This is a genomic window from Bradyrhizobium yuanmingense (assembly GCF_025200905.1).
GTDB lineage: Bacteria > Pseudomonadota > Alphaproteobacteria > Rhizobiales > Xanthobacteraceae > Bradyrhizobium > Bradyrhizobium yuanmingense.
The window spans coordinates 616,532-642,842 of record NZ_CP104173.1; the positions used below are offsets into that span (position 1 = coordinate 616,532).

The 26,311-nt window shown below is 64.1% G+C and carries 27 protein-coding genes and 1 tRNA gene; 14 read left to right on the forward strand and 14 right to left on the reverse strand.

Features of this window, described 5'->3' with window-relative positions:
• The first annotated feature begins 357 nt into the window (after positions 1–357).
• From N2605_RS02970 to N2605_RS02990, 5 genes are all read left to right on the forward strand, one after another.
• Positions 358–792 (forward strand): phasin, encoded by a 435-nt coding sequence (locus N2605_RS02970; RefSeq protein WP_260345768.1) that lies wholly within the window; start codon positions 358–360, stop codon positions 790–792.
• 461 nt (positions 793–1,253) lie between these two features.
• Positions 1,254–1,330: transfer RNA gene (locus N2605_RS02975), tRNA-His, on the forward strand.
• 232 nt (positions 1,331–1,562) lie between these two features.
• Positions 1,563–2,255 (forward strand): type II RES/Xre toxin-antitoxin system antitoxin, encoded by a 693-nt coding sequence (parS, locus tag N2605_RS02980; RefSeq protein WP_081493056.1) that lies wholly within the window; start codon positions 1,563–1,565, stop codon positions 2,253–2,255.
• Between the two features lie 9 nt (positions 2,256–2,264).
• Positions 2,265–2,741, forward strand: a complete 477-nt coding sequence (locus tag N2605_RS02985; protein WP_036009526.1) for an RES family NAD+ phosphorylase — start codon at positions 2,265–2,267, stop codon at positions 2,739–2,741.
• A gap of 83 nt (positions 2,742–2,824) precedes the next feature.
• The gene (locus N2605_RS02990; RefSeq protein ID WP_036009528.1) at positions 2,825–3,322 is read left to right on the forward strand and encodes a DinB family protein; all 498 of its coding nucleotides are present in this window, start codon (positions 2,825–2,827) and stop codon (positions 3,320–3,322) included.
• Positions 3,323–3,354: 32 nt separating this feature from the next.
• Here the strand turns inward: N2605_RS02990 and N2605_RS02995 are convergent, their stop codons facing one another.
• The 4 genes from N2605_RS02995 to N2605_RS03010 all read right to left on the reverse strand — a co-directional run bounded on the left by N2605_RS02995 (position 3,355) and on the right by N2605_RS03010 (position 6,456).
• A complete protein-coding gene (locus tag N2605_RS02995; RefSeq protein WP_036009529.1) occupies positions 3,355–3,759 on the reverse strand; it encodes a nuclear transport factor 2 family protein in 405 nt (134 codons plus the stop codon).
• Between the two features lie 298 nt (positions 3,760–4,057).
• Entirely contained in the window at positions 4,058–4,204 is a 147-nt protein-coding gene (locus tag N2605_RS03000; RefSeq protein ID WP_157784037.1) for a hypothetical protein, read from the reverse strand.
• 159 nt (positions 4,205–4,363) lie between these two features.
• Positions 4,364–5,287, reverse strand: coding sequence for an HpcH/HpaI aldolase/citrate lyase family protein (locus N2605_RS03005; RefSeq protein WP_260345772.1), 924 nt, complete (start codon positions 5,285–5,287; stop codon positions 4,364–4,366).
• A 2-nt stretch (positions 5,288–5,289) separates the two neighbouring features.
• A complete protein-coding gene (locus N2605_RS03010) occupies positions 5,290–6,456 on the reverse strand; it encodes a CaiB/BaiF CoA transferase family protein (RefSeq protein ID WP_260345773.1) in 1,167 nt (388 codons plus the stop codon).
• Positions 6,457–6,812: 356 nt separating this feature from the next.
• Between N2605_RS03010 and N2605_RS03015 the strand changes: the two genes are divergently transcribed.
• Both N2605_RS03015 and N2605_RS03020 read left to right on the forward strand, forming a co-directional pair.
• On the forward strand, positions 6,813–7,163 hold the full coding sequence (locus N2605_RS03015; RefSeq protein ID WP_225126779.1) for a hypothetical protein: 351 nt from the start codon (positions 6,813–6,815) through the stop codon (positions 7,161–7,163).
• A gap of 393 nt (positions 7,164–7,556) precedes the next feature.
• Complete coding sequence (locus tag N2605_RS03020; protein ID WP_025032179.1) at positions 7,557–8,234, forward strand: ParA family protein; 678 nt, start codon at positions 7,557–7,559, stop codon at positions 8,232–8,234.
• Between the two features lie 69 nt (positions 8,235–8,303).
• On the opposite strand, the gene N2605_RS03025 is transcribed toward N2605_RS03020, so the two are convergent.
• From N2605_RS03025 to trxB, 5 genes are all read right to left on the reverse strand, one after another.
• A complete protein-coding gene (locus N2605_RS03025; RefSeq protein WP_260345777.1) occupies positions 8,304–8,432 on the reverse strand; it encodes a hypothetical protein in 129 nt (42 codons plus the stop codon).
• 147 nt (positions 8,433–8,579) lie between these two features.
• A complete protein-coding gene (locus N2605_RS03030; RefSeq protein WP_167361666.1) occupies positions 8,580–8,729 on the reverse strand; it encodes a hypothetical protein in 150 nt (49 codons plus the stop codon).
• A gap of 289 nt (positions 8,730–9,018) precedes the next feature.
• Positions 9,019–9,927, reverse strand: a complete 909-nt coding sequence (locus N2605_RS03035) for a 4-hydroxy-tetrahydrodipicolinate synthase family protein (protein ID WP_260345778.1) — start codon at positions 9,925–9,927, stop codon at positions 9,019–9,021.
• Between the two features lie 446 nt (positions 9,928–10,373).
• A complete protein-coding gene (locus N2605_RS03040; RefSeq protein WP_025032176.1) occupies positions 10,374–11,297 on the reverse strand; it encodes a LysR family transcriptional regulator in 924 nt (307 codons plus the stop codon).
• A gap of 4 nt (positions 11,298–11,301) precedes the next feature.
• Complete coding sequence (gene trxB, locus N2605_RS03045) at positions 11,302–12,267, reverse strand: thioredoxin-disulfide reductase (RefSeq protein WP_260345780.1); 966 nt, start codon at positions 12,265–12,267, stop codon at positions 11,302–11,304.
• A gap of 266 nt (positions 12,268–12,533) precedes the next feature.
• On the opposite strand from trxB, the gene N2605_RS03050 reads away from it, so the two are divergent.
• Positions 12,534–13,013 (forward strand): Lrp/AsnC family transcriptional regulator, encoded by a 480-nt coding sequence (locus N2605_RS03050; protein WP_008135853.1) that lies wholly within the window; start codon positions 12,534–12,536, stop codon positions 13,011–13,013.
• 239 nt (positions 13,014–13,252) lie between these two features.
• On the opposite strand, the gene greA is transcribed toward N2605_RS03050, so the two are convergent.
• The 3 genes from greA to N2605_RS03065 all read right to left on the reverse strand — a co-directional run bounded on the left by greA (position 13,253) and on the right by N2605_RS03065 (position 18,538).
• Positions 13,253–13,726 carry a transcription elongation factor GreA gene (gene greA / locus N2605_RS03055; RefSeq protein ID WP_036009537.1) on the reverse strand — a complete coding sequence of 158 codons (474 nt, stop codon included), beginning with the start codon at positions 13,724–13,726 and terminating at the stop codon, positions 13,253–13,255.
• A gap of 213 nt (positions 13,727–13,939) precedes the next feature.
• Positions 13,940–17,404 carry a carbamoyl-phosphate synthase large subunit gene (gene carB / locus N2605_RS03060; RefSeq protein ID WP_225151835.1) on the reverse strand — a complete coding sequence of 1,155 codons (3,465 nt, stop codon included), beginning with the start codon at positions 17,402–17,404 and terminating at the stop codon, positions 13,940–13,942.
• Between the two features lie 432 nt (positions 17,405–17,836).
• Positions 17,837–18,538, reverse strand: a complete 702-nt coding sequence (locus tag N2605_RS03065) for a class I SAM-dependent methyltransferase (RefSeq protein WP_036030319.1) — start codon at positions 18,536–18,538, stop codon at positions 17,837–17,839.
• Positions 18,539–18,643: 105 nt separating this feature from the next.
• On the opposite strand from N2605_RS03065, the gene N2605_RS03070 reads away from it, so the two are divergent.
• Positions 18,644–19,168 carry a Dps family protein gene (locus N2605_RS03070; protein ID WP_036009542.1) on the forward strand — a complete coding sequence of 175 codons (525 nt, stop codon included), beginning with the start codon at positions 18,644–18,646 and terminating at the stop codon, positions 19,166–19,168.
• 139 nt (positions 19,169–19,307) lie between these two features.
• Here N2605_RS03070 and N2605_RS03075 read toward each other — a convergent pair whose 3' ends face one another.
• Complete coding sequence (locus tag N2605_RS03075) at positions 19,308–19,829, reverse strand: cupin domain-containing protein (protein WP_225126773.1); 522 nt, start codon at positions 19,827–19,829, stop codon at positions 19,308–19,310.
• Between the two features lie 247 nt (positions 19,830–20,076).
• On the reverse strand, positions 20,077–21,267 hold the full coding sequence (gene carA / locus N2605_RS03080; RefSeq protein ID WP_225126771.1) for a glutamine-hydrolyzing carbamoyl-phosphate synthase small subunit: 1,191 nt from the start codon (positions 21,265–21,267) through the stop codon (positions 20,077–20,079).
• Between the two features lie 146 nt (positions 21,268–21,413).
• Between carA and N2605_RS03085 the strand changes: the two genes are divergently transcribed.
• The 5 genes from N2605_RS03085 (at position 21,414) to N2605_RS03105 (ending at position 26,282) form a co-directional block, all read left to right on the forward strand.
• On the forward strand, positions 21,414–22,115 hold the full coding sequence (locus N2605_RS03085) for an alpha/beta fold hydrolase (protein ID WP_225114075.1): 702 nt from the start codon (positions 21,414–21,416) through the stop codon (positions 22,113–22,115).
• A 58-nt stretch (positions 22,116–22,173) separates the two neighbouring features.
• Positions 22,174–22,629, forward strand: a complete 456-nt coding sequence (locus tag N2605_RS03090; protein ID WP_036030330.1) for a GatB/YqeY domain-containing protein — start codon at positions 22,174–22,176, stop codon at positions 22,627–22,629.
• Between the two features lie 221 nt (positions 22,630–22,850).
• Positions 22,851–23,987 carry an epoxide hydrolase family protein gene (locus N2605_RS03095; RefSeq protein WP_225114074.1) on the forward strand — a complete coding sequence of 379 codons (1,137 nt, stop codon included), beginning with the start codon at positions 22,851–22,853 and terminating at the stop codon, positions 23,985–23,987.
• 190 nt (positions 23,988–24,177) lie between these two features.
• Positions 24,178–25,788 (forward strand): acyl-CoA synthetase, encoded by a 1,611-nt coding sequence (locus tag N2605_RS03100; protein WP_260345790.1) that lies wholly within the window; start codon positions 24,178–24,180, stop codon positions 25,786–25,788.
• A gap of 26 nt (positions 25,789–25,814) precedes the next feature.
• Positions 25,815–26,282 carry a MarR family transcriptional regulator gene (locus N2605_RS03105; RefSeq protein WP_057027726.1) on the forward strand — a complete coding sequence of 156 codons (468 nt, stop codon included), beginning with the start codon at positions 25,815–25,817 and terminating at the stop codon, positions 26,280–26,282.
• Positions 26,283–26,311 lie beyond the last annotated feature (29 nt).

Sequence of the window (26,311 nt, forward strand, 5' to 3'; positions counted from 1 at the left end):
GCGGAGAGATCACCCCACCCCGGCTCGCATCGCTGACGCGTTGCGAGCCGACCCTCCCCATCCAGGGGAGGGTAAGAGCGCGTGTGTTGCCGGGCGCATCCCACTACCTCAACCCCCGGTTCCCCCATACCGGAACCTCATCCTCCCCGAGATTAAATTTCGCATCGCACCCCTCTGCCGCGTTGCGATGCACAATGTTGACATGATAGGCAGCCATAATTCTGGCGCTGGGCGAGCCATCTCATTGTTTCGCGTTTCCAGTCTTCGTACCCGCTCAATGCGCAGGGCCCATGGTCGGGGCCGGCGGGCGCGCCAGAAAGGCTCACTCCATTTTTTCAATTAGCGTGAGGGACCAACATGACAGGTGCGACTGATCCGTTTTCTGCCTCGATCATCCCGTTCGAGGTTCCCGAGCAGGTGCGTGCGTTCGCCGAGAAGGGCGCGGCGCAGGCCCGCGAGAACTACGCCAAGTTCAAGGACGCCGCCGAGACCCACAACGGCACCGTCGAGGCCGTGTTCACGTCGGCCTCGAAGGGCGCGAGCGAGTACACCGCCAAGCTGGTCGAGTTCATGAAGGCCAATTCGAGCGCCCAGCTCGACTTCGCCCAGCAGCTGTTCGGCGCCAAGTCGCCGACCGAAGCGATGGAGCTGTGGACCGGCCACGCCCGCAAGCAGCTCGAGACCTTCCAGTCCCAGGCCAAGGAGCTGGTCGAGCTCACCCAGCGCGTCGCCACCGAGACCGCCGAGCCGATCAAGGCCACCGCCTCCAAGTACTATCCGCCCGCCGCCTGAGCGGAGAGGATTGGTGTGAGATGCGAAACCCGGGCCCGAAAGGCCCGGGTTTTTTCTTCGCCTCTCCCGTTTCCCCATGCGGAAACCCAAGAATGGTCGTAATGCCCGGGCGTGTCCCGCCTGCGCGGCCGAAGCCGCTTCGGCGCGGCGAAGGCCCGGGCATCCACGTTCTAGGTGCCGCGGGCAGAAGCCGTGGATGGCCGGGACAAGCCCGGCCATGACGATGTGGAGGCTTGTGCGTCCGAAGCGCCAGCGTCATATGCGGTGCCCTGCCTCGAGGGGGGAGCGCAACACCTCGATGCCCGCCACCGCCCGATTTGCCCGCACCGAGGGTGCTTTCACCCGGTTTTTCACCCCATTGCGGCCTTGCCAAACCCGGCCGTTGCACCTAGTTTCCGCCCCGTCCAGCCCCCTCAGGCATCAAGCCTTTTCAGGCAGCCCAAGGCGCGGCTCGCAAGGATGCAGTTGTAGCTCAGTTGGTTAGAGCGCCTGTCTGTGGAACAGGAGGTCGGTGGTTCGAGCCCACCCAACTGTACCAACGATCGCAGTGATTGGCGCGCGATGCAGCATTGCTCCGACCGCTGAATTTCGACGCATCGTTAGACCAGCCAAAATGTTGGCGGGGCATTGCTCACCGCTACTTGGTGATCGCCCGCGGATTGCGGTTTGAGCCCAAGTGCGACGACGCTTGAATCCATCACTGCATGTGCTTAGATGCCAATTGGCAAGATTATTTTGGCATTTGGCAAGAGGCTGCCGAGGCAGAAACTATGGGTAAGAACGAGCGTAGTGGCAAAGGCGTTGCTCGAGATTCTTCGCGGGGCGTTCGCGCCCCCGGCTCCCAGACTAGCAAGCAGATCAAGGCGATTGCAGCGTCGGCCCTTACTCAGCGGCCTGACCATAAGAGGGGGTCTCGTAAATCTCCTTCGGCAGGGCTTGAACGCCTCTCCGCCGCTGAGCCGGACCAGACCTATCAACCGCAACCCGGCGCTGTTGTCGTGCGAGGGCATTTCGATGCGGTCACGGGGCTCTCGACGATCACCGATGCGCCGTCGCTCGGGCTCGGCAGAACCGCGGATGAAGCGCACTCCTCGGCCGAGCTGTTCGACGTCGTGATCGACGGCAACAGATTGTTTCGCATCGAGCCCGCTGCGCTTAAACGCCTTGCCAATTACAGCGATGACGAAATCCACGCGCTCGTCGTGCCCAAGCGCACGCTCGCGCGGCGGCTGTCGGACGGCGAGCCGCTGACGGTCGAGGAGACCGACAAGGCCGTTCGGCTGGCGCGGGTCGACCGGCTCGCCGCAAATGTCTTCGGCGATGCGGCAAAGGCGCACCGCTGGCTGCGCAAGCCGAAGAAGGCGCTGGGCGGAGAGACGCCGCTCGCATACCTCGCGACGGAGGCTGGAGCGCGCGTGGTTGAGGAGATGTTGCATCGGATCGATCACGGCATCCTCGCTTGAGGATTCGGCGTGCGGATCTGGCGGATCTCCAATTTCGACGATCTTTCCGGTATCGGCGGCCTGAAGGCCGACGGCCGCTGGCACGATCGCGGCCGGCACGTGGTCTACGCCGCGGATCATCCGGCTTCGGCGCTGCTCGAAGTGATGGTGCATCTGGAAATTGATGTGGAGGACTTGCCGACCAGCTACCAACTGCTTCGTATTGACGTGCCTGATAACCTGGCTGTCGAAAAGGTGAGCTTGAGCGATATTGAGAGAGTATCGCCGAATTGGGCCGGGAATCCCAGGGTGACACGTGATGTGTTGAGGCCGTGGTTCGACGAGATGCGCACGGCCGTGGTGTCGGTGCCGTCGGTCATCGTACCGTTTGCGCAGAACTATCTCATCAATCCGAGACACGTGGGTGCGGCGCGCATCCGCGTGTCTCATGTCGGGCGCTATCCTCACGACGAGCGGCTGTTTGGGCTGCGAACGGGCAAAGTCTGAGGTTGATAGTTTCCTGCTTTGCGCACGTCTAGGGCAACGTCCTGAGATCAGCCAACATCGACAACCTTTGGAGCCCTGAGAAAATGATCTCAGCCGAATACTGCCGCCTTATGGCCCGCTACAACACTTGGCAGAACGCCTCTTTGGTAGCTGCCGCCGACCGGCTGACCCACGAGGATCGCTGGAAGGATCGGGGGGCGTTCTTCCAGTCGATTGCAGCTACGTTGAACCATCTCTATTGGGCTGATGCCTTGATACTGGAGCGGCTGAAAGGGAACGCGCGTCCGGAGGAAACCATCAAGCACTCCCTCGCAAATCCCTCGGATTGGGAGGCCTTCAAGGCGCTCCGCTTGCAACGGAACGAGGAAATCGAAGCGTGGTCAGCGCGATTGCGCGACGCAGACCTGAACGGGATGCTTGTTTGGTATCCAGGAGACGGTTCAACTCGGATCGAGAAGCCAAAGACGCTGGTTGCTGTTCAACTCTTCAATCACCAAACCCACCACCGAGGTCAGGTCCACGCGATGTTGACGGCAGCGGGCGCAGACCCGGAGCCGACTGACATTCATCTTCTGGCCTAGCGCGAGGGCGCTTCAATCCATCTCAGCGTCCGTCAGGAAATCATCGCCTTGACCTGCGCCGTATCCGCGAACTCGATCAACTCGACGATCTTGCCGTCCTGAAATCTGAACAGGTCCAGGATCTCGGTGCTGACCGCCTTTCCGGTCGGACGATATCGAACGTCGACGCGGGAATGGATGGCGATCCTATCTCCGTCAACCAGCTCAGCCAGGATCTCGCGGCCTTCGAAACCGAAGTCTTCGATCAATTTGCTGAAGGCACCACGCAGGCTTGGGTGTCCCTCCACGCTTCCCGTCAATTCGAGTGCATTCTTGTCCCCCATCAAGGTGAACAGACCCTTGGGATCAAAAGCGGCGACCAGACCCTCGGCATCATCATTGTCGCGTGCGGCATAGGCGCGCCGGACCACTGCGAGCATTTCTTCGCGTTGTGCCATATTCCCCTCCCTGAACGTATCAGGAGAGACTAGCGACCTTCGCGTGCAAAGGCAAAATCATCTGGAAGTGGCACGCCCCCCGGCGCGGCGGAGCAGATGGTACATTTTCGTTCCCCGCGTCTGACAGAAAATGGCGAGATGTACCGGCGAACCTTTCAGGCTCCCGCCTGTTTGTAGCAGCGGCAGGACAGACAACGCTGAGGAGCTGAGCCATGAACGGTATCATCTATATCATCGGGCTGGTCGTCGTGATTGGTGCGGTGCTCTCGTTCCTGGGTCTGCGCTGATCGAGGCAATGCTATCCGAGGCCGCGCGGCGTCGCCCGCTTGCCTTGGTCGTGGCTTGGACGCGACCGCGCGAGAACCAGCAACGCCACCACGAGCGCCACCGCCGCGCGCGGCGTGCCCAGCGCCTCGCCCTTCGAGACGACAGCGGAGCCTGTCATCGGGCCACGCTTCGCGCGGACCCGGTGGCGGTCTCCTCAGGGTGAGGATCAGCGGCAGCGGTGCCCGCGAAACTGCTGCCACGCAGTCCGTCCTCATCCTGAGGGCCCGCGAAGCGGGCGTCTCGAAGGATGCGCCGCAGGCATCTCAGCCTCCGAGCGCTACGACCCCAACCCAATGATCCTCCGCGCCATGCGCACATTGGCATAGTCGATCATCTTGCCGTCCAGCGTCACCGCGCCCTGTCCCTGCGCCTCGGCTTGCTCCATGGCTTCGACGATCCGCCGCGCCTGGGCCAGCTCTTCGGCCGAGGGCGTGAACGCGCGCAGCGTCGGCTCGATCTGGTCGGGGTGGATCACCTGCTTGCCGTCAAAGCCCATCGCCGCGGCCTTTTGCGCGCTGGCCTCGGTCAGCCCAGCATCGCGGAACGCGCCGCAGGGGCCATCGACCGCGCGCAGGCCGCACGCGCGGGCGGCGACGAGCAGGCGCATCATGGGGTAGGCGAACAGGTCGAGCGGCGCGGAGGCGTAGCCGCTTTGCGCGGAGCCGACGTGGCGGTAGCCATCCGGCGAGATGCCGATGTCGGAGGTGCGGGCGCCGAGCGAGGCTGCGAGGTCGCCGACGCCGAGATGCAGCGCGGCGACGCTGTCGTGGCACGCGGCGAGGGCATCGACATTGACGAGGCCGAGCGCGGTCTCGATCAGCAGTTCGAGCGCAACAGGGGCGGCGCGATCCGCAGCGGCCGCGCGGAAGCGATCGGCGACAGCGACGATGTCGCTCACCCGCTCCGCCTTCGGCACGATCACGGCATCCAGCCGGGGCAGGGCCGCCAGGTTGCGGATCTCCTCCGCGATGAACGGGCTGTCTACGGCGTTGAGCCTGACCGCGACGTGCTTGTTGCCCCAGTCGAGCGCGGACAGCGCGCGAACGGCTTCCGCCAGCGCAACGCCCTTCTCGGCGGGCGGCACGGCGTCCTCGAGGTCCATGAACACCGCATCCGCCGATGATGCCGCCGCCTTGGCGACGACACGGGCGCGATGCGCGGGAACGGCGAGATAGGCCCGCGTCGGGCGCTGCGCGGCCATGGTCACGTTCCCTCGCGGAAGCCGAGTTCGCCGAGGATCGACGCGTTGTGCTCGCCGACGTCGGGCACCGGATCCATCCGCGGCGTCACGCCGGGAATGGTGAGCGCGGGCAAGAAACTCATCAAAGGTCCGCACGGCGATCCCACGCTTTGCACCCGCGCGCGGGCATGAAGCTGCTCGTGCTTCAGGAAGGCCTCGACCGAGTTCAGATTCGCGTTGGCAATCGCGGCTTCGTCCAGCAGCCGCAGCACTTCCTCGCTGGTCATCGATGCAAAGCGCTGCTCGATATGCGATTGCAGCTCGTCACGGTTCTGCATGCGCAGCGGATTGGTGCGGAAGCGCGGGTCGTCGGCGAAGTCGGCATCATCAAGCACGATGCGGCACAGCGAGCGCCATTCCCGATCGTTCTGGATGCCGAAAAAGATCGTGTTGCCGTCGCCGACGCGGAACGGGCCGTAAGGCGCAATCGTCGCATGCTTGGCACCGGTGCGCGGCAGCGGCCGGCCGGTATTCTGCGTGTAGAACGCGGGATAGCTCATCCAGTCCGTGATGGAATCGAACAGCGAGGCCTGGAAGGCCGTGCCCTTGCCGGTGCGTTCGCGGCGATACAGTGCCATCAGCACCCCGTTCAGAATGTACATGCCAGTGGCGATATCGACGACGGATAGCCCCACCTTGGCCGGCTCCGCCTCGGTGCCGTTGATGGCGAGCACGCCGGCCTCGCACTGCACCAAGAGATCATAGGCCTTCTTGTCGCTGTAGGGGCCATCAGTGCCATAGCCGGAGACGTCGCAGGCAATGAGGCGCGGATATTTGCGCAGCAGCGATGCGGCATCGAGGCCGAGCCGCTCGGCCGCGCCGGGCGCGAGGTTCTGGATGAACACATCCGCCCGCGGCAGCAGGGCGTCGAGCACCTTGCGGCCCTCGGGGCTCTTGATGTCGATGGCGAGGCTTTCCTTGGAGCGGTTGGTCCAGACGAACTGGCTCGACATGCCGTTCATCACATGATCGTAGTCGCGGCAGAAATCGCCGCTGCCCGGCCGCTCGATCTTGATCACCCGCGCGCCCCAATCCGCCAGGTGCCGGCTCGCCAGCGGCGCCGCGATCGCCTGCTCCAGCGAAACCACCGTCACTCCCGACAGCGGCAGCTCCGCTTCATTCCCCGTCATGTGATTGTCCTCCTCGTGTGCGCTTTTCGACCCAGGAGACAGGCCGGCCACCCCACGCGCATCTTTTTGAGGGTGACATGATGCCCCTGTTTTGCCCGACAAGTCAAATTTGGCTTCGAAAAATCCTAAAATTTGGCGACGTGAGTGTTTGCAATGACTTGGCTACTGTGCATGGGGTTGTTTTTCGCACTTTTGGTTTGGGGCCGACCAGCGGCGCCTTCGTTTCGTTTTCCGGAACTGCCAAGGCTCCTGACCTGTTGCCGAGAGCGCACACGTGCCGGCTTTCGCACTTGCCCTCGGTTGCCAACGAACCGCCGTTCACCCACTATTCGCGCTGACTCGTGATGGGGGGATCGATGCCGGCGTTTCGCTTCAAGTCCTTTGCAAAGCCCGTGGCCGTTGCAAGCCTCGCGCTTGCCCTGGCCATCCTGGCGCTGCCGCGCGCCGGTTTCGCCTACACCCAGGAGGAGCAGCAGGCCTGCACGCCGGACGCGATGCGGCTGTGCGGTGAGTTCGTCCCGAACGTCGATGCCATCACCGCCTGCATGATCAAGAAGAAGGCGCAGCTCTCGCCGCAATGCGCGGTGTTCTTCCGCCGCGGACCGGCGCCGCGCGAGCAGCGCGCCGGCAAGCCGACCCAGATCGCGCCCAAGGCTGCGAAGAAGACCGCCAAGCCGGCGCCGAAGAAGAAATCCAGCCAAGGCTGAGCGCCCAGCGACCAAAGCCGCGCCATCGCGCGCTTTCCTCGTTCCGGCCCTGACATCGGCTTCGCGACAGATTGCGGACTCGTTTTGTTCGCACGACGCCGGAAGGCTTGCATCGATTGACGGGCGTGCGCCCCTGAAAAGAAAGCGCGCGGCAGGTTGCGCGGCAAGGTTGCATTCCGCTTTTGTCCCGCGCATTGCTCAAAAAACGCACAGACGCGCGCCCGAGCGGCATTTCGATGCGGCCCGTGTCTCCGTCCTGCGAAGCAGTGTGACTCAAAAGCCAACACGTCTTGTTATTTCGTGGCTGTCGCGCAGCTCCCGACAAATTTTTCTTTCACGAATCAGCGCGCTGATTCATTTTCGCGGCCTGGGGTCAATCTGGAGGCGGAAGGTATGAACGTCATTGTTTTCGCATCACGTAAAGGCGGTTCGGGCAAGAGTACCCTCGCCGCGCATCTCGCCGCGCAGATCAAGGCGAGCAAGCAGGTCATGCTGGTTGACGCCGATCCGCAGGGCTCCCTGACGCTGTGGCACAAGCTCCGCGGCACCAACGAGCCCCCGATCAAGGCTGCCGTCAACTCCGTCAGCGGCATCGTCTCCGCGGCCAAGCGCGACGGTTATGAATGGGTGTTGATCGACACGCCGCCGAACCTGTCGGCCGTCGTCGACGACGCGATTAAGAACGCCACCATGGTGGTCATCCCGGCGCGTCCCGGCGTGTTCGACGTCAACGCCGTGCAGGAAACCATCCAGATGTGTCGCGCCGCGCGCAAGCCCTACGCGGTCGTGCTCAACGGTGCCCCGGCCAAGCGCGACGAAGCCGAAAGCCCGATCGTGACCATCGCCCGCGAAGCACTGGCGAAATTCCGCGCTCCGGTGTGGGGCGGCCAGATCACCAATCGTTCGGATTTGTTGATGGCGCTCAGCCACGGCGAAGGCGCGCGCGAGTATCAGGCCGAGAGCCGTGCGGCTCAGGAAATCGCAAGACTGTGGGCGGCGATCGAGCGTTCGGTGAAGGCTATCCGCGGCACCGCGTCGGCCTCCGGCGCAATGCACAAGCAGGCAGCTTAATTTTCATTAATCATGTCGAACGGCGAAAAACGCGCGGGAAGTCCGCGCGTTTTGCGTTTCTGATTTCGCTCACGCTACCATCAGCATGTAGAACACGATGACCGGCGACAGGGTCAGGATCACCGACCAGATGCCGACGGCCCAGAGAATGTCCTCGGTGCTGAAGCCCTGCTGTTCGGCGTCGAAATGCGACGCCATTTCATTCTGACTATTCACAAACGCCCCCGCGATTTCTTCGCTTATGGACGTCAGTGATAGCAGCGATGTTTTAAGATCCGGATCGCATCTGCCCGTGCATTTTGAACACAGGTGCTACCACGGATTAACCATCCCGCGCGCGCAGCTTCAGCCGACCAGCCAGACGCGAAACAGCAGCACCGGCATCAGGCCGAGCATCACGGCCCAGAACCCGAACGACGAGACGACGAGAATTCCCTTCAAGAGATCGGCGGGCGCGAACTGGCTCGCGGCCGTAGGCCGGGTGCGATACCCCATGGTCATTTCCCCTTCGGTAACTTTGGACAGAACGATAGGCGCGATTGCGTAAACGAGCCGTGGATACGGATTGCGGCAGCTGCGAAGGCCGTTGGGGCGCGGTTAACCAAAAGGCACGCTTCACCCTCTCCCCTTGTGGGAGAGGGTGGCTCGCCGCGGAGCGGCGAGACGGGTGAGGGGTCTGTCTCCACACAAACAGTCTTGCGCTTGGAGAAAACCCCTCATCCGGCGCTTCGCGCCACCTTCTCCCACAAGGGGAGAAGGAAGAGCAGCGTGCACGGAGAGAAAACTACGCCGCGATCGTCACCCGTCGCTCGATCTCGCGATCGATCGTTGCCGCGAGCTCGCTGCTCACTTCCACCATCGGCAGGCGCACCTCCGGGCTGTCGATCAGGCCGGATCGCCACAGCCAGTACTTCGCCGGCGCGGGGCTCGGCTCGGCGAACAACAGCCGCGTCAGCTCGCCGACCTCGTGCCAGCGCGCCAGCGCCGCATCGTGGTTGCCGCGCTTGTGCTCGCTATAGATTGCCGCAAACGTTGCGGTCTCGACATGGGCTGAGAGCACGATGCCGCCGTCGGCGCCGTCACTGAGTGCCTCGAAGAAATTGGCGTCCTCGCCGGTGAGCACGCGAAAGCCCTTCGGCCGGTCGCGCAAGAGCGCGATCGATTGCTCCCGGCTCGCGCCGCAATCCTTCAGGCCGACGATGTTCTTGTGCTCGGCAAGGCGCAGCATGGTCTGGTTGGTGATGTTGACGGCGCAGCGATAGGGAATGTTGTAGAGCGCGATCGGCCATGCGGCGTGGTCGGCGAGCGTCTCGAAATGCGCCAGCAGGCCGCGCTGCGACGGCCGCACATAATAGGGGCTGGCGATCAGGTAACCGTCGATCGGCCAGTCCGCGGTCTCGTCGAGGCGCTCCTGCAGACGCGAGGTGTCCGCGCCCGACAGTCCGAGGCAGACCGGCAGGTTGCGGCCGGCGGTCGCCATCTCCTCGCGCACCACGGCGCCGAGACGTTCGAGTTCGGCCGCGCGCAGTGTCATGCCTTCACCGGAGGTCGCGCCCAGGATGAGGCCGTCGATGCCGTGCGCGCAATAGTGCCGGGTCAGCCGCCGCAGCGACCTCTCGTCCAGCGCGCCGTCCTGGAACGGCGTCACCAGCGGCAACCACAGCCCGTGCAATTGGTCTCGTAGTCCGGTCATGTTTCCATCTCCTTCTCGGGAAAAATGCCTGAGACGGAGGGCAAATGAAAAAACCCCGTCCAGGCGGCGGGGTTTTCGGGATTGGCTCGCGATGACGAAGTCAGCTTAGCGCGCGCAATATTCCGAGGCCCCGGGATGGGGGCCTTTTTTCGAAACGATTGCGCACGACTTCGTGATCATGGGCGAATGATGCGGGGTATGCGCGGAACTGTCAACACACGCGGAGAGCGAAGCACATTTTGACGAAAAAAAGCCGGACCCGAGGGCCCGGCTTAGGTATTGGCCACGTGAGGCCGACACAATCACCTTCCAAGAGGGATTACTGAACTCCCGCGCCACTGGAGGAGGGGGACAAATGCGCAACGCGAAGGCTCAGCGTGCAAACATTATGGGCTTGCCGAGTGCCTTGCAGCAACAGCCGAGGCCGCATGTCAGTCATGCGGAAATCAGGACGGCCAGCGTTGCGCCTTGCTCACCACGAAGTCACGGAACACCTGCACGCGCGCGACCGTCTTCAACTCCTCGGGATAGACGAAGTAGGTGTCGAGCTGGATCGAGTCCGACTCGCCGAACAGCTGCACGAGCTTGCTCTGCTCCTCGACCAGGTAATCGGGCAGGGCGGCGATGCCGAGGCCCTGCGCGCAGGCGCGCACGAGACCGAGGATGTTGTTGACCTTGAAATAGGCCTCGCGCGGACCCGAGCCGTTGCGCCCGGCTTCGATCAGCCAGTTGCGGTTCTGCAGGTGCGGCGCGAAGTTGCCGTCCGAGAGCGTGATGATGCGGTGGGAGTCAAGCTCCTCCAGCGTGCGCGGCGTGCCGAAGCGCTTGATGTATTCCGGCGAGCAATAGGCGTGGAAGCCCATCGCGAACAGCTTGCGCTGGATCAGATCCGGCTGCGTCGGCTTGCGGGTGCGGATCGCGACGTCAGCCTCGCGCATCGACAGATCGAGCTCCTCGTCGGTGACGATCAGCGAGATGCGGATCTCCGGATAGAGCGCGGTGAACTCGCCGAGCCGCGGGATCAGCCAGTTGATGCCGACGCCGGGCGTGGTGGTGATCTTGAGATCGCCGCTCGGCCGTTCGCGGCTGTCGGTCAGCTTGGCGCGCGCCGCCTGCAGCTGCATGAACACGTCATGCGCCGTGCGGAACAACAGGTCGCCCTGCTCGGTAAGGATCAGGCCGCGGGCGTGGCGGTGGAACAGCGAGACCGAGAGCTCCTGCTCCAGCGCCGAGACCTGGCGCGATACCGCCGATTGCGACAGGCCGAGCTGCTCGCCCGCATGCGTGAAGCTGCCCGCTTCCGCCGCGGCGTGAAACACCTTCAGCTTGTCCCAGTCCATATCCGTAAATCCGTCGCGTGTTCGGGGCATGATTCTATTCCGCTGCCGCGCGCTCGCTGGCGCGAAGGGCCAAGAAACGTTCGGCTTCGAGTGCGGCCATGCAGCCGAGGCCGGCGGCCGTCACGGCCTGGCGATAGGTTTCGTCGGCGACGTCGCCGGCGGCGAATAGGCCGGGCACCGAGGTCGCGGTCGAGTTCGGGGCGACCTCGATATAGCCGGAGGGTTTCAGCTTGACCTGATCCTTGACCAGCTGGGTCGCGGGCGCATGCCCGATGGCGATGAAGATGCCGTCGGCCTTCACGTCCGTGAGCGCGCCGGTCTTGACGTTCTTGAGCCGGACATGGGTGACCTTGTTGGGGTTCTCGGTGCCGCAGATCTCGTCGACGGCGGCGTCCCAGACCACCTTGATCTTCGGGTGCTTGAACAGGCGCTCCTGCAGGATGCGCTCGGCCCGGAAATGATCGCGACGATGCACGATCGTGACCTGCGAGGCATGGTTGGTGAGGTACAGGGCTTCCTCGACCGCGGTGTTGCCGCCGCCGACCACGATCACCTCCTTGCCACGGTAGAAGAAGCCGTCGCAGGTGGCGCAGGCCGACACGCCGCCGCCCTGGAACTTGGCTTCCGACGGCAGCCCGAGCCAGCGGGCCTGCGCGCCGGTGGCCAGGATCACGGTCTCGGCGAGATAGACGTCGCCAGAATCGCAGGTGAGGCGGAACGGCCGCTGCGCCGTCTCCAGCTTGGTCACCAGGTCGGAGACGATCTTGGTGCCGACATGGACCGCCTGCTTCTCCATCTGCTCCATCAGCCAGGGGCCCTGGATCACGTCGGCGAAGCCTGGATAGTTCTCGACGTCGGTCGTGATGGTGAGCTGGCCGCCGGGCTGGATGCCTTGGATCAGGATCGGCTCAAGCATCGCGCGCGCGGCGTAGATCGCGGCGGTGTAGCCAGCCGGGCCGGAGCCGATGATGACGACCTTTGCATGAACAGGAGCGGACATTTCGATGGACGCCTTTCACGGGGGATTTGCAGCGCGGGCGCGGAATGTGCCGGGAGGCCTAGCGGAGGCGCTGAAATATCAGAGCTAATCTAAGCAATCTGGCGAGCCATGCAAGAATTGCATTCCCTATCGGCGGATTTTTCCAACAGGGAACAAAAGTCGATTGCGCTGCACGCGCAATAAAATTGCGCCGGCGGTGCGGATTGGGCTATGAGGATTTCGACAAGTCACCCAATACCGCCGCAAAGGCCAGGAGTTCCAATCACGTGTCGCGGAACCTAGACGAGATCGACCTGAAAATTCTCACCGAGATTCAGGCCGACGGTCGAATCACCAATGTCGAACTGGCCAAGCGCGTCGGCATCTCGCCGCCCCCCTGTCTGCGCCGCGTCCGGGCGCTGGAGGAGGAGGGTTACATCCACGGCTATCGCGGCCTCCTGGACGCACGCAAGCTGGGCTTCGACGTGACCGTTTTCGCCGCCGTGCACCTGTCCAGCCAGGCCGAAGCGGATTTGCGCGCGTTCGAGGAGTTCGTCCGCGCCGAGCCCCTGGTGCGGGAATGCTGGATGCTGTCCGGCGAGGTCGATTTCATCCTGAAATGCGTCGCACCCGACATGGCGACCTTCCAGGATTTCGTCACGCATCTGACGGCGGCACCGCATGTCCGCAACGTGCGCACGTCATTGGTGCTGCACAATTCGAAGTACGAGGCGGCCGTGCCGCTCGAGGTGAAGGGACGACGTTAGGGTCTTCTCCCTCTCCCCGTTCTTACGGGGAGAGGTGAAGACCAGTCCACGGTCCTCTCCGTCATTGCGAGCGGAGCGAAGCAATCCAGTGTCTTTCCGCAGAGGCAGTCTGGATTGCTTCGCTCCGCTCGCAATGACGTGTGGTGAGAACGTGTGTCCGCCACAACTCCAGCAACACGCCAAAAAGGCCGCGCACTGCGCGGCCTTTTCGAAACGTCAGCAGACGCAGCGGCAAATCCTTACCGCCACTCCACCTTGGTGATCTCGTACGCCTTGGCGCCGCCCGGCGTGTTGACCTCGACCGTGGCGCCCTTCTTCTTGCCGATCAATGCGCGTGCGAGCGGCGAGGTGATCGAGATCCGGCCCTTCTTGGCGTCCGCCTCGACCTCGCCGACGATCTGCCACACCGTCTTCTTCTCGGTGTCCTCATCGACCAGCGTCACGGTGGCGCCGAACTTGATGGTGTCGCCGGAGAGCTTGGAGATGTCGATGATGTCGGCGCGCGCGAGCTTGTCCTCGAGCTCGGCGATGCGACCCTCATTGTGCGACTGCTCTTCCTTCGCGGCATGATATTCCGCGTTCTCCGACAGGTCTCCGTGCGAGCGCGCCTCCGCGATATGCTCGATGATCCGCGGACGGTCCACGGACTGGCGCTGCTTCAATTCTTCCCCGAGCGCGACAAAGCCGGCCTGGGTCATCGGAACCTTTTCCATCGTCTCTCTCGTCCTTCGATCGTGCGCCCCAGAATGCGGATGGGCGCCGCAACCTTGATTCGTCAGTCCTCCAGAGCCCAAAGAGGGGCTGCCGGACCTTGACAGATATGGGCTTTAGCGCCGGAACAGAACTGCCACCTGGCCGGATCGGTTCCTCCGGCCATTGTGGCTTCATTGCCAATCACTTAGCGGAAGCTTCGCTGCCGCTAGCGATCAGGTTTCCGAAAAGTAGCTCTGCAGGGTACGAACCTCAAGGTCCCCACCCAAATAGGCGCGGATGCCCTGCGCGGCCGCCACGGCCCCGGAAAGAGTGGTGTAATATGGCACTTTATGCAAGAGGGCCGCGCGCCGCAGCGAGCGGCTGTCGGCCAGCGCCTGCGGGCCTTCGGTGGTGTTGAAGACGAGCTGGACGTCGCCATTGGTGATGGCATCGACGATGTGCGGCCGCCCTTCCAGCACCTTGTTCACCTTCTCGGTCGGAATGCCCTGGTCGGTCAGGAAGCGCGCCGTGCCCGAGGTCGCCAGCACCTTGAAGCCGAGCGAATGCAATTCGCGCACGGCATCCGCGATGCGCGTCTTGTCGCTTTCGCGCACCGAGACGAACACAGTGCCCTTACGCGGCACCCGCGTGCCGCCGCCGAGCTGACTCTTGGCGAAGGCGACCGCAAACGAGCGGTCGATTCCCATGACCTCGCCGGTCGAGCGCATCTCGGGGCCGAGCACAGTGTCGACGCCGGGGAAGCGTGCGAACGGGAAGACCGATTCCTTGACGCCGACGTGCTTGAGTGCCGCCTTCTTCAGCTTGAAATCGGCAAGCTTCTCGCCGGCCATGATGCGCGCGGCGATCTTGGCGACCGGCGTGCCGACCACCTTGGCGACGAACGGCACGGTGCGCGAGGCGCGCGGATTGACCTCGAGCACGTAGATCTCGCCGTCCTTGATGGCGTATTGCACGTTCATCAGGCCAATGACGTCGAGGCCGAGCGCGAGCTCGCGGGTCTGCCGCTCCAGCTCCTCGATCATTTCCGCATCGAGCGAGTGCGGCGGCAGCGAGCAGGCGCTGTCGCCGGAATGGATGCCGGCTTCCTCGATGTGCTCCATGATGCCGACGATGAAAGTGTCCTTGCCGTCGCACAGGCAGTCGACGTCGATTTCCGTGGCGTCCGACAGATAGCGGTCGAACAGCAGCGGGTTCTTGCCGAGCACGGTGTTGATCTGCCCGGTCTTGTCGTTCGGATAGCGCGCCTTGACATCGGCCGGCACCAGCTCCGGCAGCGTGCCGAGCAGATAATCATTGAGCTGGTTCTCCTCGCGGATGATCTGCATCGCACGGCCGCCGAGCACGTAGGACGGGCGCACCACCAGCGGCAGGCCGAGATCGGCGGAGACGAGGCGGGCCTGCTCGACCGAATAGGCGATGCCGTTCTTCGGTTGCTTGAGGCGCAGCTTGTCGAGCACGCGCTTGAAGCGGTCGCGGTCCTCGGCGAGGTCGATGGCGTCGGGCGAGGTGCCGAGGATCGGCACTTCGGCGGCTTCCAGCGCGCGCGCCAGCTTCAGCGGCGTCTGGCCGCCGAACTGCACGATCACGCCGTGCAGCGTGCCGTTGCTGCGCTCCTTGGCGATGATCTCCAGCACGTCCTCGGCGGTGAGCGGCTCGAAATAGAGCCGGTCGGCTGTGTCGTAGTCGGTCGACACCGTCTCCGGATTGCAGTTGACCATGATGGATTCGTAGCCGGCGTCGTGCAGCGCGAAGCAGGCGTGACAGCAGCAATAGTCGAACTCGATGCCCTGGCCGATGCGGTTGGGACCGCCGCCGAGAATGATGACCTTCTTCTTGTCGGACGGCGCGCTCTCGTCCGCGGGCAGGCCGGCGAACGGCGCCTCATAGGTCGAGTACATGTAGGCGGTGGGCGAAGCGAACTCGGCCGCGCAGGTGTCGATGCGCTTGTACACCGGGTGGACGCCGAGCGCGTGGCGCTTCGCCTTGACTTCGGCCTCCGTCGTCTCGGCCAGCACGGCGAGCCGCGCGTCGGAGAAGCCCATGGCCTTCAGCGTGCGCATGCCGAAGGCGTTGCCAGGCAGGCCGTTCTTCCTGACCTTCTCCTCCATCTCGACGATGCCACGCATCTCGGCGAGGAACCACGGATCGATCTTGCAGGAGTTGAAGATGTCCTCGTTTGACCAGCCGAGCCGCATGGCCTGGGCGACCTGGAGGATGCGGTTCGGCGTCGGAGTGCCGAGCGCGGCGCGGATCGCGTTCTTGTCGTCGTCGCGGCCGAGGCCCTCGATCTCGATCTCGTCGAGGCCGGTCAATCCCGTCTCGAGCCCGCGCAGCGCCTTTTGCAGGCTTTCCTGGAAGGTGCGGCCGATCGCCATGACCTCGCCGACCGATTTCATCGAGGTGGTCAGCGTGGTCGAGGCGCCCGGGAATTTCTCGAAGGCAAAACGCGGCACCTTGGTGACAACGTAGTCGATGGTCGGCTCGAATGACGCCGGCGTGGCACCGCCGGTGATGTCATTGGCGATCTCGTCGAGCGTGTAGCCGACCGCGAGCTTGGCGGCGACCTTGGCGATCGGAAAACCGGTGGCTTTCGAGGCCAGCGCGGAGGAGCGCGACACGCGCGGATTCATCTCGATGACGACCATGCGGCCGTCTTCGGGATTGACGCCGAACTGAACGTTGGAGCCGCCGGTCTCGACCCCGATCTCGCGCAGCACCGCCAGCGAGGCGTCGCGCATGATCTGGTATTCCTTGTCGGTCAGCGTCAGCGCCGGCGCCACCGTGATGGAATCGCCGGTGTGCACGCCCATCGGATCGAGGTTCTCGATCGAGCAGACGATGATGCAATTGTCTTTCTTGTCGCGCACCACCTCCATCTCGTACTCTTTCCAGCCGAGCACGGACTCCTCGATCAGCACTTCGTTGGTGGGAGACGCGTCAAGGCCGCGCTCGATGATGTCGAGGAACTCTTCCTTGTTGTAGGCGATGCCGCCGCCCGTGCCGCCCATCGTGAAGGAGGGGCGGATGATCGCGGGCAGGCCGATCTCGGACAGCGCCATCATGGCCTGGCCGAAGGCGTATTCCTGGTAGCGCTTGCGACGCTCGCTCTCGCCGAGCGTCCACTGCCGGTCGAGCTCTTCGAGCGCGGCGCCCGACAGCTTTGCGCGTTCGGCCTGGTATTTCTCGCGGAACGACTTCTTCAGCTCGGAGGCGTTGGCGAGCCGAGACTTCGGCGTCTCGAGCCCGATCTTGGTCATGGCCTCGCGGAACAGCTGGCGGTCTTCGGCCTTGTCGATGGCGTCGGCGGTGGCGCCGATCATCTCGACGTCGAACTTCTCCAGCGTGCCCTGGCGGCGCAGCGACAGCGCGCAGTTCAGCGCGGTCTGGCCGCCCATGGTCGGCAGCAGCGCGAAGCCGCCGGGGACGACGTGACGTTCCTTCTCGATGATCTTGGCGACGATCTCGGGCGTGATCGGCTCGATATAGGTCGCATCCGCCAATTCCGGGTCGGTCATGATGGTGGCCGGGTTGGAATTGACGAGGACGATGCGATAGCCCTCTTCCTTCAGCGTCTTCACCGCCTGCGTGCCCGAATAGTCGAACTCGCAGGCCTGGCCGATCACGATGGGACCGGCGCCGATGATCAGGATGGTCGAGATGTCGGTTCGTTTGGGCATCACCGCTCACGGGCTGGGATCTGGGCACAAAAAAAGGGCGCGCTTGCCGCGCGTCCCCATTTGGCGAGAGCGCGGGGTCTCCCTCGCGCGCGGGTGGGTCTTAAACCAGTTTTTGGAGCGGCGAAACCCCGAAAAACGCCCATCAACCGCCAATTTTCAGGGGTTTGACGGTGCGTTGCCGGCATCGTCGGGGCGGGCGGGCAGTCCGTCTCCGCTTCCGCTCCGCTCCAGCTACGCCGGACACGCTTCGCCCCTTGGGGTCTTGCCTGGCTGCGCCACGCGTAGCCCGCAGGGGCGAAGCGTGGAGACCCGGCCTGGATTTGAACCAGGATGAAGAGCGATGCACCGCCCCCGCGTAGACATTTCCGCCACCGGGCCATCAGGATTATTCCCGATCGGCGTGCGCCAGGCCACCTCAGCTGATCGTTATGCTTAACGGACCAGAGGCGGCCTCGCGATGAAGGTCATGCGCCAGCGGTTGTGCCCGATATTGCTGTGGGCGCGCTGGACCGCGAAGCCCGCCGCCTTCAGCTTGGCCGTGATCTCGTCCTCGCTGTAGCGCTGCAGTCCGATCTTCGAGCGCAGCTGGCGATAATCCGACAGCGCGGTGCTGATCAGCCCGATCAGCGCGTCCTTCAGAAATCCGTGACGCAGGCCGAACCCGAGCAGCGCCATCACATCCCTGACCATGCCGACATTGGGCTGTAGAATGTCGCCCAGCACCAGCTTGCCGGAGGGTTTCAGGATGCGGCGGATGTTCAATAGCGCCGCATCGAGCTCGTCCGGCGTCATGTATTGTGCGACCGAGTTCATCACGACGAGATCGATCGACTGATCCTGCATCTTGCGGACGTCCTCGAGCGAGCGGACGCGGATCTTGGTGTTTGGGGCAAACCGCGCGATCAGCCGGCCGCGCACGCCCGGCGCGGGCTCGGCCAGGATCAGCATGCCGCAGGCGGCTGCCACCTGGCTCGCCGACAGCGCTTCGCCGCAGGCATAGTCCAGCACCGTCGCATCGGGCGAGGGGATGTAGCCGATGATGTCCCGCGCAATGATCTGGAAGTGCAAGTTGCGATGCAGCTTGCTGACATAGATCGTATGCGTCGAGTCGTAATAATCGATCCAATCGTCCATTGGTATCCCGCCCAGGGGTTCCTATCTAGGAACCGCGCTGCCCACCTTGCGTTAGGGGTGCGGCGGCGCGCCGTCAATGTCCGCGTCCTAACAGGAAGGTCTCCCGTGAGCAAAACCAACAACAAGGTCTCGCCCGAACTCGATACCCCCACGGATCTGTCGCCCGACGGGGTCAAGAAAGTCTCTGAGGCGCTCAACGTGCTTCTGGCCGACGCGTTCGCGCTTTATCTGAAGACCAAGAATTTCCACTGGCACATCAGCGGGCGCCACTTCCGCGATTACCACCTGCTGCTCGACGAGCAGTCCGACCAGATCTTCGCCACGACCGACCAGCTCGCCGAGCGCGTCCGCAAGATCGGCGGCACCACGCTGAAGTCGATCGGCCAGGTCGCAAAGCTCCAGACCATCAAGGACAACAACGAGGACTACGTCCCGCCGCGCGAGATGCTGCGCGAGCTGATGCAGGACAACAAGCACGTCGCTGCCGCGATGCGCAAGGCGCACGACGTGTGCGACGAGGCCGGCGACGTCGCCAGCGCCAGCATTTTGGAGAACTTCATCGACGAGACCGAGCGCCGCACCTGGTTCCTGTTTGAAGCGACGAGGCAGGAGGGCGGCAACGAGGCGTAACGGGATGCGTAGGGTGGGTTAGCCTCGCAGAAGCGCGAAGCGCATCTGCAAGGCGTAACCCACCACTGTCTCTGTCCGCGGAAACAGAAGAGGTGGGTTACGCCTTTGGCTAACCCACCGTACTGCACGACGCGTGTGGCTACCGCCACAGCCGCATCAGCGCGCCGTCCTTCCCCGTTACGGGATCAGCGGGCGGCAACGCCACTTGTGGAATCGTCTTCAGCGCTTTCGCATGGTTCTCCGGCGTTGCGCGCGTGATCTCCATTTTTGCGCCTGGCGGATAGGCGCCGATCACGCAAAAATCATCGCTCGCCTTGATGCATTGATGTCCGGTGCCGGCGGGCAGGATCGCAACGTCGCCGGCCTTGATCTGAAGCTCCTGGCCGTGATCGCCGCCGAAACGCACGCGGGCGCTGCCGCGCGCGACGGCGAGCACCTCATGCACCGTCGCATGATAATGCAGATAATCGTAGACGCCGTTGCGCCACGTCCCGCCCCAGCCGTTCGCTTCGAACAGATTCTCGATGGTCTCTTCCGGGCGCTTTGGGTCGAGCTTCACCGCGCCCTGGTAGACCAGGAACGGAAGGATGTTGTTCGGCACGAGCCCGTCATCCTCGAAAACAATGGCGAGCGGCTCGGCCTTGTCGCGGACGACGGACATGGCTGTGCTCCTGCGCAAGAATAGCAGGGATCAACCAAACGCGTGCGGCGACGTTCCTCGTTCCACCGTCATTCCGGGGCGACGCGCAGCGTCGAGCTATGATGCGCAATTGCGCATCAGAGAATCCATCGCGCTGCAAAGTCTGTTGTCAGATGGATTCCGGGCTCGCGCTACGCGCGCCCCGGAATGACGAAAAGCCCGGGGCGAGCCCGGGCTTTTGTCGTGAAGTATCCGTGGAGAACGCGCCTTACGCCCTCTTCCTCTGCCGCATCAGGTCGGCGAAGCGCTGGAACAGGTAATGCGAGTCGCGCGGGCCGGGTGAGGCCTCGGGATGATATTGCACGGAGAATACCGGCTTGCCGTCGAGCTGGATGCCGCAGTTGGACCCATCAAACAAGGAAATGTGGGTCTGCGTCGCGCCCTTCGGCAGCGTCGTCTCGTCCACGGCAAAGCCGTGGTTCATCGAGGTGATCTCGACCTTGCCGGTGGTCTCGTCCTTCACCGGGTGATTGGCCCCGTGATGGCCCTGATGCATCTTCTTGGTCTTGGCGCCGACGGCAAGGCCCAGCATCTGGTGGCCAAGGCAGATGCCGAAGGTCGGCGTGCCCGATTTGATCACGTCGCGGATCACGGGCACGGCATATTTGCCGGTCGCGGCCGGATCGCCCGGACCGTTGGACAGGAACACGCCGTCCGGCTTCAACGCCAGGATGTCTTCGGCGGGGGTCGTCGCCGGCACCACCGTCACCTTGCAGCCGACACCGGCGAGCAGGCGCAGGATGTTGCGCTTGATGCCGTAGTCGATGGCGACGACGTTGAACTCGGGCTTGTTCTGGCGGCCGAAGCCCTTGTCCCAGGCCCAGGGCATCTCGTCCCAGGTGAAGCGCTGGCCGCTCGTCACCATCGGCACGAGGTCCATGCCCTCGAGGCCCGGCCATTCGCGCGCCTCTTCCTTGAGGCCGTGCAAATCGAACTCGCCAGACTTCGAGTGCGCGATCACGGCGTTCGGCATGCCCTTGGAGCGGATCAGCGCGGTCAGCGCGCGGGTGTCGATGCCGGAGAGGCCGATGATGCCGCGGGCCTTGAGCCAGGCATCGAGATGCTTGGTGGCGCGGTAGTTCGAGGGATTGGTGATCGCGGTGCGCAGGATCACGCCGCGCGCGCCGGGCGTCGCGGCCATGTTCACCGTCTCGATGTCGTCCTCATTGGTGCCGACATTGCCGATATGCGGGAAGGTGAAGGTGATGAGCTGGCCGGCATAGGAGGGATCGGTCAGGATCTCCTCATAGCCGGTCATTGCGGTGTTGAAGCAGACCTCGCCGACGGCGTGGCCCTCGGCGCCGAGACCAAAGCCCTCCAGCACCGTGCCGTCGGCAAGCACGAGGAGCGCGGTCGGTTTGTGGTCCGGCCAGGCGGGATCGTTGTCATGTTGTGTCATGAGCCCGCTTCATAAGCCCCCCGCGTGTGCACGTCAAAGCGAGAGAGGGCCGATTCACATGCGTTTTTGCATATTTGACAGGCCTCCTCCCACCCTTAAGCTCGGACGCACAATTTCCGGCAATTTCCTGGGCTTGCGAGGCAATAATGGACCAGACCACCCCCATTGTGCTGGTTCCGGGGCTGGCGTCCTCGGCCCGGATCTATGCGCCCGTGATCCCTGCGCTCTGGCGTTTCGGGCCGGTGACGGTCGCCAACCACATCCGCGACGACAGCATGGTTGCGATCGCCCGCCGCATCCTCGCCGAGGCGCCGCCGCGCTTCGCCCTCGCCGGCCATTCCATGGGTGGCTACATCGCCTTCGAGATCATGCGCCAGGCCAGCGAGCGCGTGACAAAACTCGCGCTGATCAACACGCAGGCGCGGCCCGACTCGCCGGAGGCCACCGCGCGCCGCCGCGCTCAGATGGAGCGCGCCAGACGCGGCGAGCTGCGCGCCGTGCGCGAGGAGAGTTTTCCGGAGCTCGTGCATCCGTCGCGGCGCGACGATGCCGAGATTCTCAGGCTCGTGCATGCGCAGGACGAGGACGTCGGCGTCGAAGGCTATCTGCGGCAGCAGACCGCGATCATCGCACGGGTGGATTCGCGCTCCTTGCTGGCGACGATCACATGCCCGACGCTGGTGCTGACGGGCGATGCCGACAACACCATCCCCAACGCCTTCTCCAAGGAGATGGCCGAAGGCATCGCCGGCGCCAGGCTCGTGATTCTCGATCGCTGCGGGCACCTGCCGCAAGCCGAACAGCCGGAGGCGACGGTTCAGGCGCTGACCGAATGGCTGGGGAGCTAGGTTGTGCGACGGCCGCAAAGGGCCTAGATCAGGCGTTTATATCGAAGGGATCACGATGATGCTGCGCGACGACATCAACAATGCGGTCAAGGAGGCCATGAAGGCCAAGGACGAGCGCAAGCTGTCCACGCTGCGCATGGTCAACTCGACCATCAAGAACGCCGACATCGACGCGCGCGGCAGCGGCAAGCCGCCGTTGTCGGACGCTGACATCCTCGCGGTGCTGCAGAAGATGATCAAGCAGCGTCAGGAGGCGGTCGAGCTCTATGACAAGGGCGGCCGCGCCGAGCTTGCCGCACAGGAGCGCGAGGAGATCGCGGTGATCTCGGCGTATCTGCCGAAGCAGATGTCCGATGACGACGTGAAGAAGGCGATTGCGGATGCGATCGCCGAGACGGGTGCGGGCGGCATGAAGGACATGGGCAAGGTGATCGCCGTGCTGCGCGCGAAATACGCGGGCCAGATGGATTTTGGCAAGGCGTCTGGTCTCGTGAAGGCAGCGCTGTCGGGCTAGCTTCTTCCCCTCTCTCCTTGTGGGAGAGGGTGGCTCGCCGCGTAGCGGCGAGACGGGTGAGGGGTCTTTCTCCGCGAGCGATCCTCTCCCAGTAGTTCACGCGGATAGAGACCCCTCATCCGGCGCTTCGCGCCCCCTTCTCCCACAAGGGGAGAAGGGGCACCTTTGATGCCGCATAGGTTCGGTCTACTCTCCCGGCAGAAACAAATCGGGAGCAACCGATGACCGTCATCAAGCCGTTTCGCATCGCCATCAGCGACGACGTCCTCGCCGACCTGAAGTCACGCCTCGCCCGCACGCGCTGGCCGGAGCGCGAGCTGGTCGACGACTGGAGCCAGGGCGCGCCGCTGAAATGGATCCAGGAGATCTGCACCTATTGGGCCAACGAGTATGACTGGCGCTCGCGCGAGGCAAAGCTCAATCGCTTTGCGCAGTTCACCACGGAGATCGACGGCCTCGACATCCACTTCATTCATGCGCGCGCGAAGGAGCCGTCGGCGCTTCCGTTGATCATCACCCACGGCTGGCCCGGCTCCATCGTCGAGTTCCAGAAGGTGATCGCGCCGCTCACCGATCCCGCCGCGCATGGCGGCAATCCCGCCGATGCCTTTCACGTGATCTGCCCCTCGCTGCCTGGCTTCGGCTTCTCGGGCAAGCCGGGGACCACCGGCTGGGGCGTCGATCGCATTGCCGCGACCTGGGCCAAGCTGATGGACCGCCTGGGCTACGCGCGTTATGGCGCGCAAGGCGGCGACTGGGGCTCGGCGGTGACGACCTCGCTCGGAGCGCAGGACCCCACTCATTGCGCCGGCATCCACATCACGCTCGCCTTCAACGCGGCACCGAAGGTCGAGGGCGAGCCGACGCCAGAGGAGAAGCGGGCGCTGGCCGGCCTCAAGCACTACGCCGATCTCGACTCCGGCTATTCCAAGCAGCAGTCGACGCGGCCGCAGACGCTCGGCTATGGCCTGACGGATTCGCCGAGCGGCCAGGCGGCCTGGATCCTGGAAAAATTCTGGGCCTGGACCGATTGCAATGGCCACCCCGAAAACATCTTCAGCAAGGACGAGCTGCTCGACAACGTCATGCTCTATTGGGCGACGCAGACGGCGACCTCGTCGGCGCGGCTCTATTGGGAGAGCTTTGGCAAGCGCCGCACCACGCCGGTGGTGAAGGTGCCGACGGGTGTCGCGGTGTTCCCCAAGGAGATCGTCACGCCGGTGCGGCGCTGGATGGAGCCGAACTTCCATGACATCACGCATTGGAGCGAGATGGAGAAGGGCGGTCACTTCGCCGCCTTCGAGCAGCCGGAGCTGTTCGTGCGCGATGTCCGGAAGTTTTTTGCGACCGTGCGCTAACCACGCCGTCATTCCGGGGCGCTCGTAGGGCGAACCCGGAATCCATCGGGCCGCAGCAAACGCTGCGCAATGGATTCCGGGCTCGGCGCTGACGCGTCGCCCCGGAATGACGTCGCGGGGCTCTTGTTCCGAGCACTCACAGCTTTAGACTGGGTCATAACAACAAGACACCGGGAAGACGACCAAGCCCATGCTGACCGAAGCCGCAAGCTACGACGAACTCGTCCGCAACTTCCGTTGGGATATCCCCGCGCGCTTCAACATCGCGGAGGCGTGCTGCGATCGCCATGCCGACGGCACCGGCCGGCTTGCGCTGATCTATGTCGACGACACCGGCGCCACCAGCCGCACCACCTTCGACGAGATCGCGGAGATGTCGCGCCGCTTCGCCAATGTGCTGTGGGCGGACGGGCTTGTGCGGGGCGACCGCGTCGCGGTGTTCCTGTCGCAGTCGCTGGAATTGCCGATCGTGCACATGGCGGCGTTTCGCTCGGCCCTGATCTCGATCCCGCTGTTCGCCCTGTTCGGCGAGGACGCGCTGGAATTCCGTCTGTCGAACTCCGAGGCCAAGGCGATCGTCACCGACGAAGCTGGCTGGGAAAAGCTGTCCAAGATCCGCGACCGCCTGCCGGAGCTGAGGAGCGTCTACATCGTCGGCGCGCGAATGCCCGCCGGCACGACATCGTTCTGGGATGCGGTAAAGGCCGCTTCGCCCGACTTTACGCGCGCGGACACCTCGGCCGACGATCCCGCCCTGATCATCTACACATCGGGCACGACGGGTAACCCGAAGGGCGCGCTGCATGCGCATCGTGTCGTGCTCGGCCATCTGCCGAACGTGGAGATGTGCCACAACTTCTTGCCCAAGCCCGGCGATCTCATGTGGACGCCGGCGGATTGGGCCTGGATCGGCGGGCTCATCAACGGCCTGCTCGCGTTCTGGTACCACGGCATTCCCCTGGTCGGCCATCGCGCGCGGAAATTCGAGCCGCAAGCGGCGATGCAGATGATGGCCGATCTTGCCGTCCGCAACGTATTCCTGCCGCCGACGGCGCTGAAGCTGATGCGGCAGGCCGGCGTCAAGCATTCCGGCGTCAAGCTGCGCAGCATCTTCACCGGCGGCGAATCGCTCGGGGGTGAATTGCTCGGCTGGGTGCGCGAGACGTTTGGTGTCGACGCGCATGAGGTGTTCGGCCAGACCGAGTGCAACCTCGTGATCGGCAGCAACGCGAACCTGTTTCCGATCCGCCCGGGTTCGATGGGCAAGGCGACGCCGGGCTTCGATGTCCGCATCGTCAACGACAAGGGCGAGGAATTGCCGCGGGGGCAGCGCGGCATCATCGGCGTGCGCCAGCCGTGCCCCGTCACCATGCTCGAATATTGGCGCAATCCGGAGGCGACCGCGAAGAAATATGCCGGCGACTTCCTGCTCACCGGCGATCTCGGCGTGCAGGACGAGGACGGCTATTTCTGGTACGTCAGCCGCGAGGACGACGTCATCACCACCGCCGGCTATCGCGTCGGCCCCTCCGAGATCGAGCACACGCTGATGAAACATCCGTCGGTGGCCATGGCTGCGGTGGTCGGCATTCCCGATCCGATCCGCACCGAATCGATCAAGGCCTGGATCGTGCTGCGTCCGGGCTTTGCCGGCAGCGACACGCTCGCGCGCGAGATTCAGGACTTCGTCAAGGTGCAGCTCGCCGCGCACGAATATCCGCGCTTCGTCGAATTCACGGAGACGCTGCCGATGACGGCAACAGGCAAGGTGCTGCGCCGCGAGCTGCGGGCCAAAGGCTGACTTCTTACAAGGGCTGGCTTCCGACCATGGCAAAGACGTCTCAAGCCGCGGGGCTTCACCGCGCCTCGCTTGCAAAGCTGCACGAGCTCGATACGGCGCTGGAGCTCATGTATTACGGCTGGCGCGGCATGACGCTTGAGGCCGACGCATATCTGGCCAAGCAGGGCCTGTCGCGTCCGCACCATCGCATCCTCTACGTTGTGGCGCGCCGGCCCGACATCGCCATCGGCGCGCTGATCGAGATCCTCGGCATTTCCAAGCAGGCCCTCAACCGGCCGCTCAATCTGCTGCTGGAGCGCAAGCTCCTGACCTCGAAGCGGGCGCCGGAGCAGCACCGCTCGAAATTGCTGCGCCTGACGGAAGCGGGGCGGCGCATCGAGCAACGGGCCTCGGACCACGAGCGCCAGGTCCTGCGCGAAGCGTTCGCGCGCGCCGGGGCGAGCGGTGCGGCGGGATGGATCGGCGTGATGGAGGCGATCGCCGACAACAACTGACCTAAATCTCAAGTCAACATAGTTGACAT

Bases quoted from the DNA above. Each gene is read 5' to 3' on its own strand.
- N2605_RS02970 (WP_260345768.1), top strand. From the start codon at position 358: ATGACAGGTGCGACTGATCCGTTTTCTGCCTCGATCATCCCGTTCGAG.
- parS (WP_081493056.1), top strand. From the start codon at position 1,563: ATGGGTAAGAACGAGCGTAGTGGCAAAGGCGTTGCTCGAGATTCTTCG.
- N2605_RS02990 (WP_036009528.1), top strand. From the start codon at position 2,825: ATGATCTCAGCCGAATACTGCCGCCTTATGGCCCGCTACAACACTTGG.
- N2605_RS02995 (WP_036009529.1), bottom strand. From the start codon at position 3,759: ATGGCACAACGCGAAGAAATGCTCGCAGTGGTCCGGCGCGCCTATGCC.
- N2605_RS03000 (WP_157784037.1), bottom strand. From the start codon at position 4,204: ATGACAGGCTCCGCTGTCGTCTCGAAGGGCGAGGCGCTGGGCACGCCG.
- N2605_RS03005 (WP_260345772.1), bottom strand. From the start codon at position 5,287: ATGGCCGCGCAGCGCCCGACGCGGGCCTATCTCGCCGTTCCCGCGCAT.
- N2605_RS03010 (WP_260345773.1), bottom strand. From the start codon at position 6,456: ATGACGGGGAATGAAGCGGAGCTGCCGCTGTCGGGAGTGACGGTGGTT.
- N2605_RS03015 (WP_225126779.1), top strand. From the start codon at position 6,813: ATGCCGGCGTTTCGCTTCAAGTCCTTTGCAAAGCCCGTGGCCGTTGCA.
- N2605_RS03020 (WP_025032179.1), top strand. From the start codon at position 7,557: ATGAACGTCATTGTTTTCGCATCACGTAAAGGCGGTTCGGGCAAGAGT.
- N2605_RS03025 (WP_260345777.1), bottom strand. From the start codon at position 8,432: ATGGCGTCGCATTTCGACGCCGAACAGCAGGGCTTCAGCACCGAGGAC.
- N2605_RS03030 (WP_167361666.1), bottom strand. From the start codon at position 8,729: ATGGGGTATCGCACCCGGCCTACGGCCGCGAGCCAGTTCGCGCCCGCC.
- N2605_RS03035 (WP_260345778.1), bottom strand. From the start codon at position 9,927: ATGACCGGACTACGAGACCAATTGCACGGGCTGTGGTTGCCGCTGGTG.
- N2605_RS03040 (WP_025032176.1), bottom strand. From the start codon at position 11,297: ATGCCCCGAACACGCGACGGATTTACGGATATGGACTGGGACAAGCTG.
- trxB (WP_260345780.1), bottom strand. From the start codon at position 12,267: ATGTCCGCTCCTGTTCATGCAAAGGTCGTCATCATCGGCTCCGGCCCG.
- greA (WP_036009537.1), bottom strand. From the start codon at position 13,726: ATGGAAAAGGTTCCGATGACCCAGGCCGGCTTTGTCGCGCTCGGGGAA.
- carB (WP_225151835.1), bottom strand. From the start codon at position 17,404: ATGCCCAAACGAACCGACATCTCGACCATCCTGATCATCGGCGCCGGT.
- N2605_RS03065 (WP_036030319.1), bottom strand. From the start codon at position 18,538: ATGGACGATTGGATCGATTATTACGACTCGACGCATACGATCTATGTC.
- N2605_RS03075 (WP_225126773.1), bottom strand. From the start codon at position 19,829: ATGTCCGTCGTCCGCGACAAGGCCGAGCCGCTCGCCATTGTTTTCGAG.
- carA (WP_225126771.1), bottom strand. From the start codon at position 21,267: ATGACACAACATGACAACGATCCCGCCTGGCCGGACCACAAACCGACC.
- N2605_RS03085 (WP_225114075.1), top strand. From the start codon at position 21,414: ATGGACCAGACCACCCCCATTGTGCTGGTTCCGGGGCTGGCGTCCTCG.
- N2605_RS03090 (WP_036030330.1), top strand. From the start codon at position 22,174: ATGCTGCGCGACGACATCAACAATGCGGTCAAGGAGGCCATGAAGGCC.
- N2605_RS03095 (WP_225114074.1), top strand. From the start codon at position 22,851: ATGACCGTCATCAAGCCGTTTCGCATCGCCATCAGCGACGACGTCCTC.
- N2605_RS03100 (WP_260345790.1), top strand. From the start codon at position 24,178: ATGCTGACCGAAGCCGCAAGCTACGACGAACTCGTCCGCAACTTCCGT.
- N2605_RS03105 (WP_057027726.1), top strand. From the start codon at position 25,815: ATGGCAAAGACGTCTCAAGCCGCGGGGCTTCACCGCGCCTCGCTTGCA.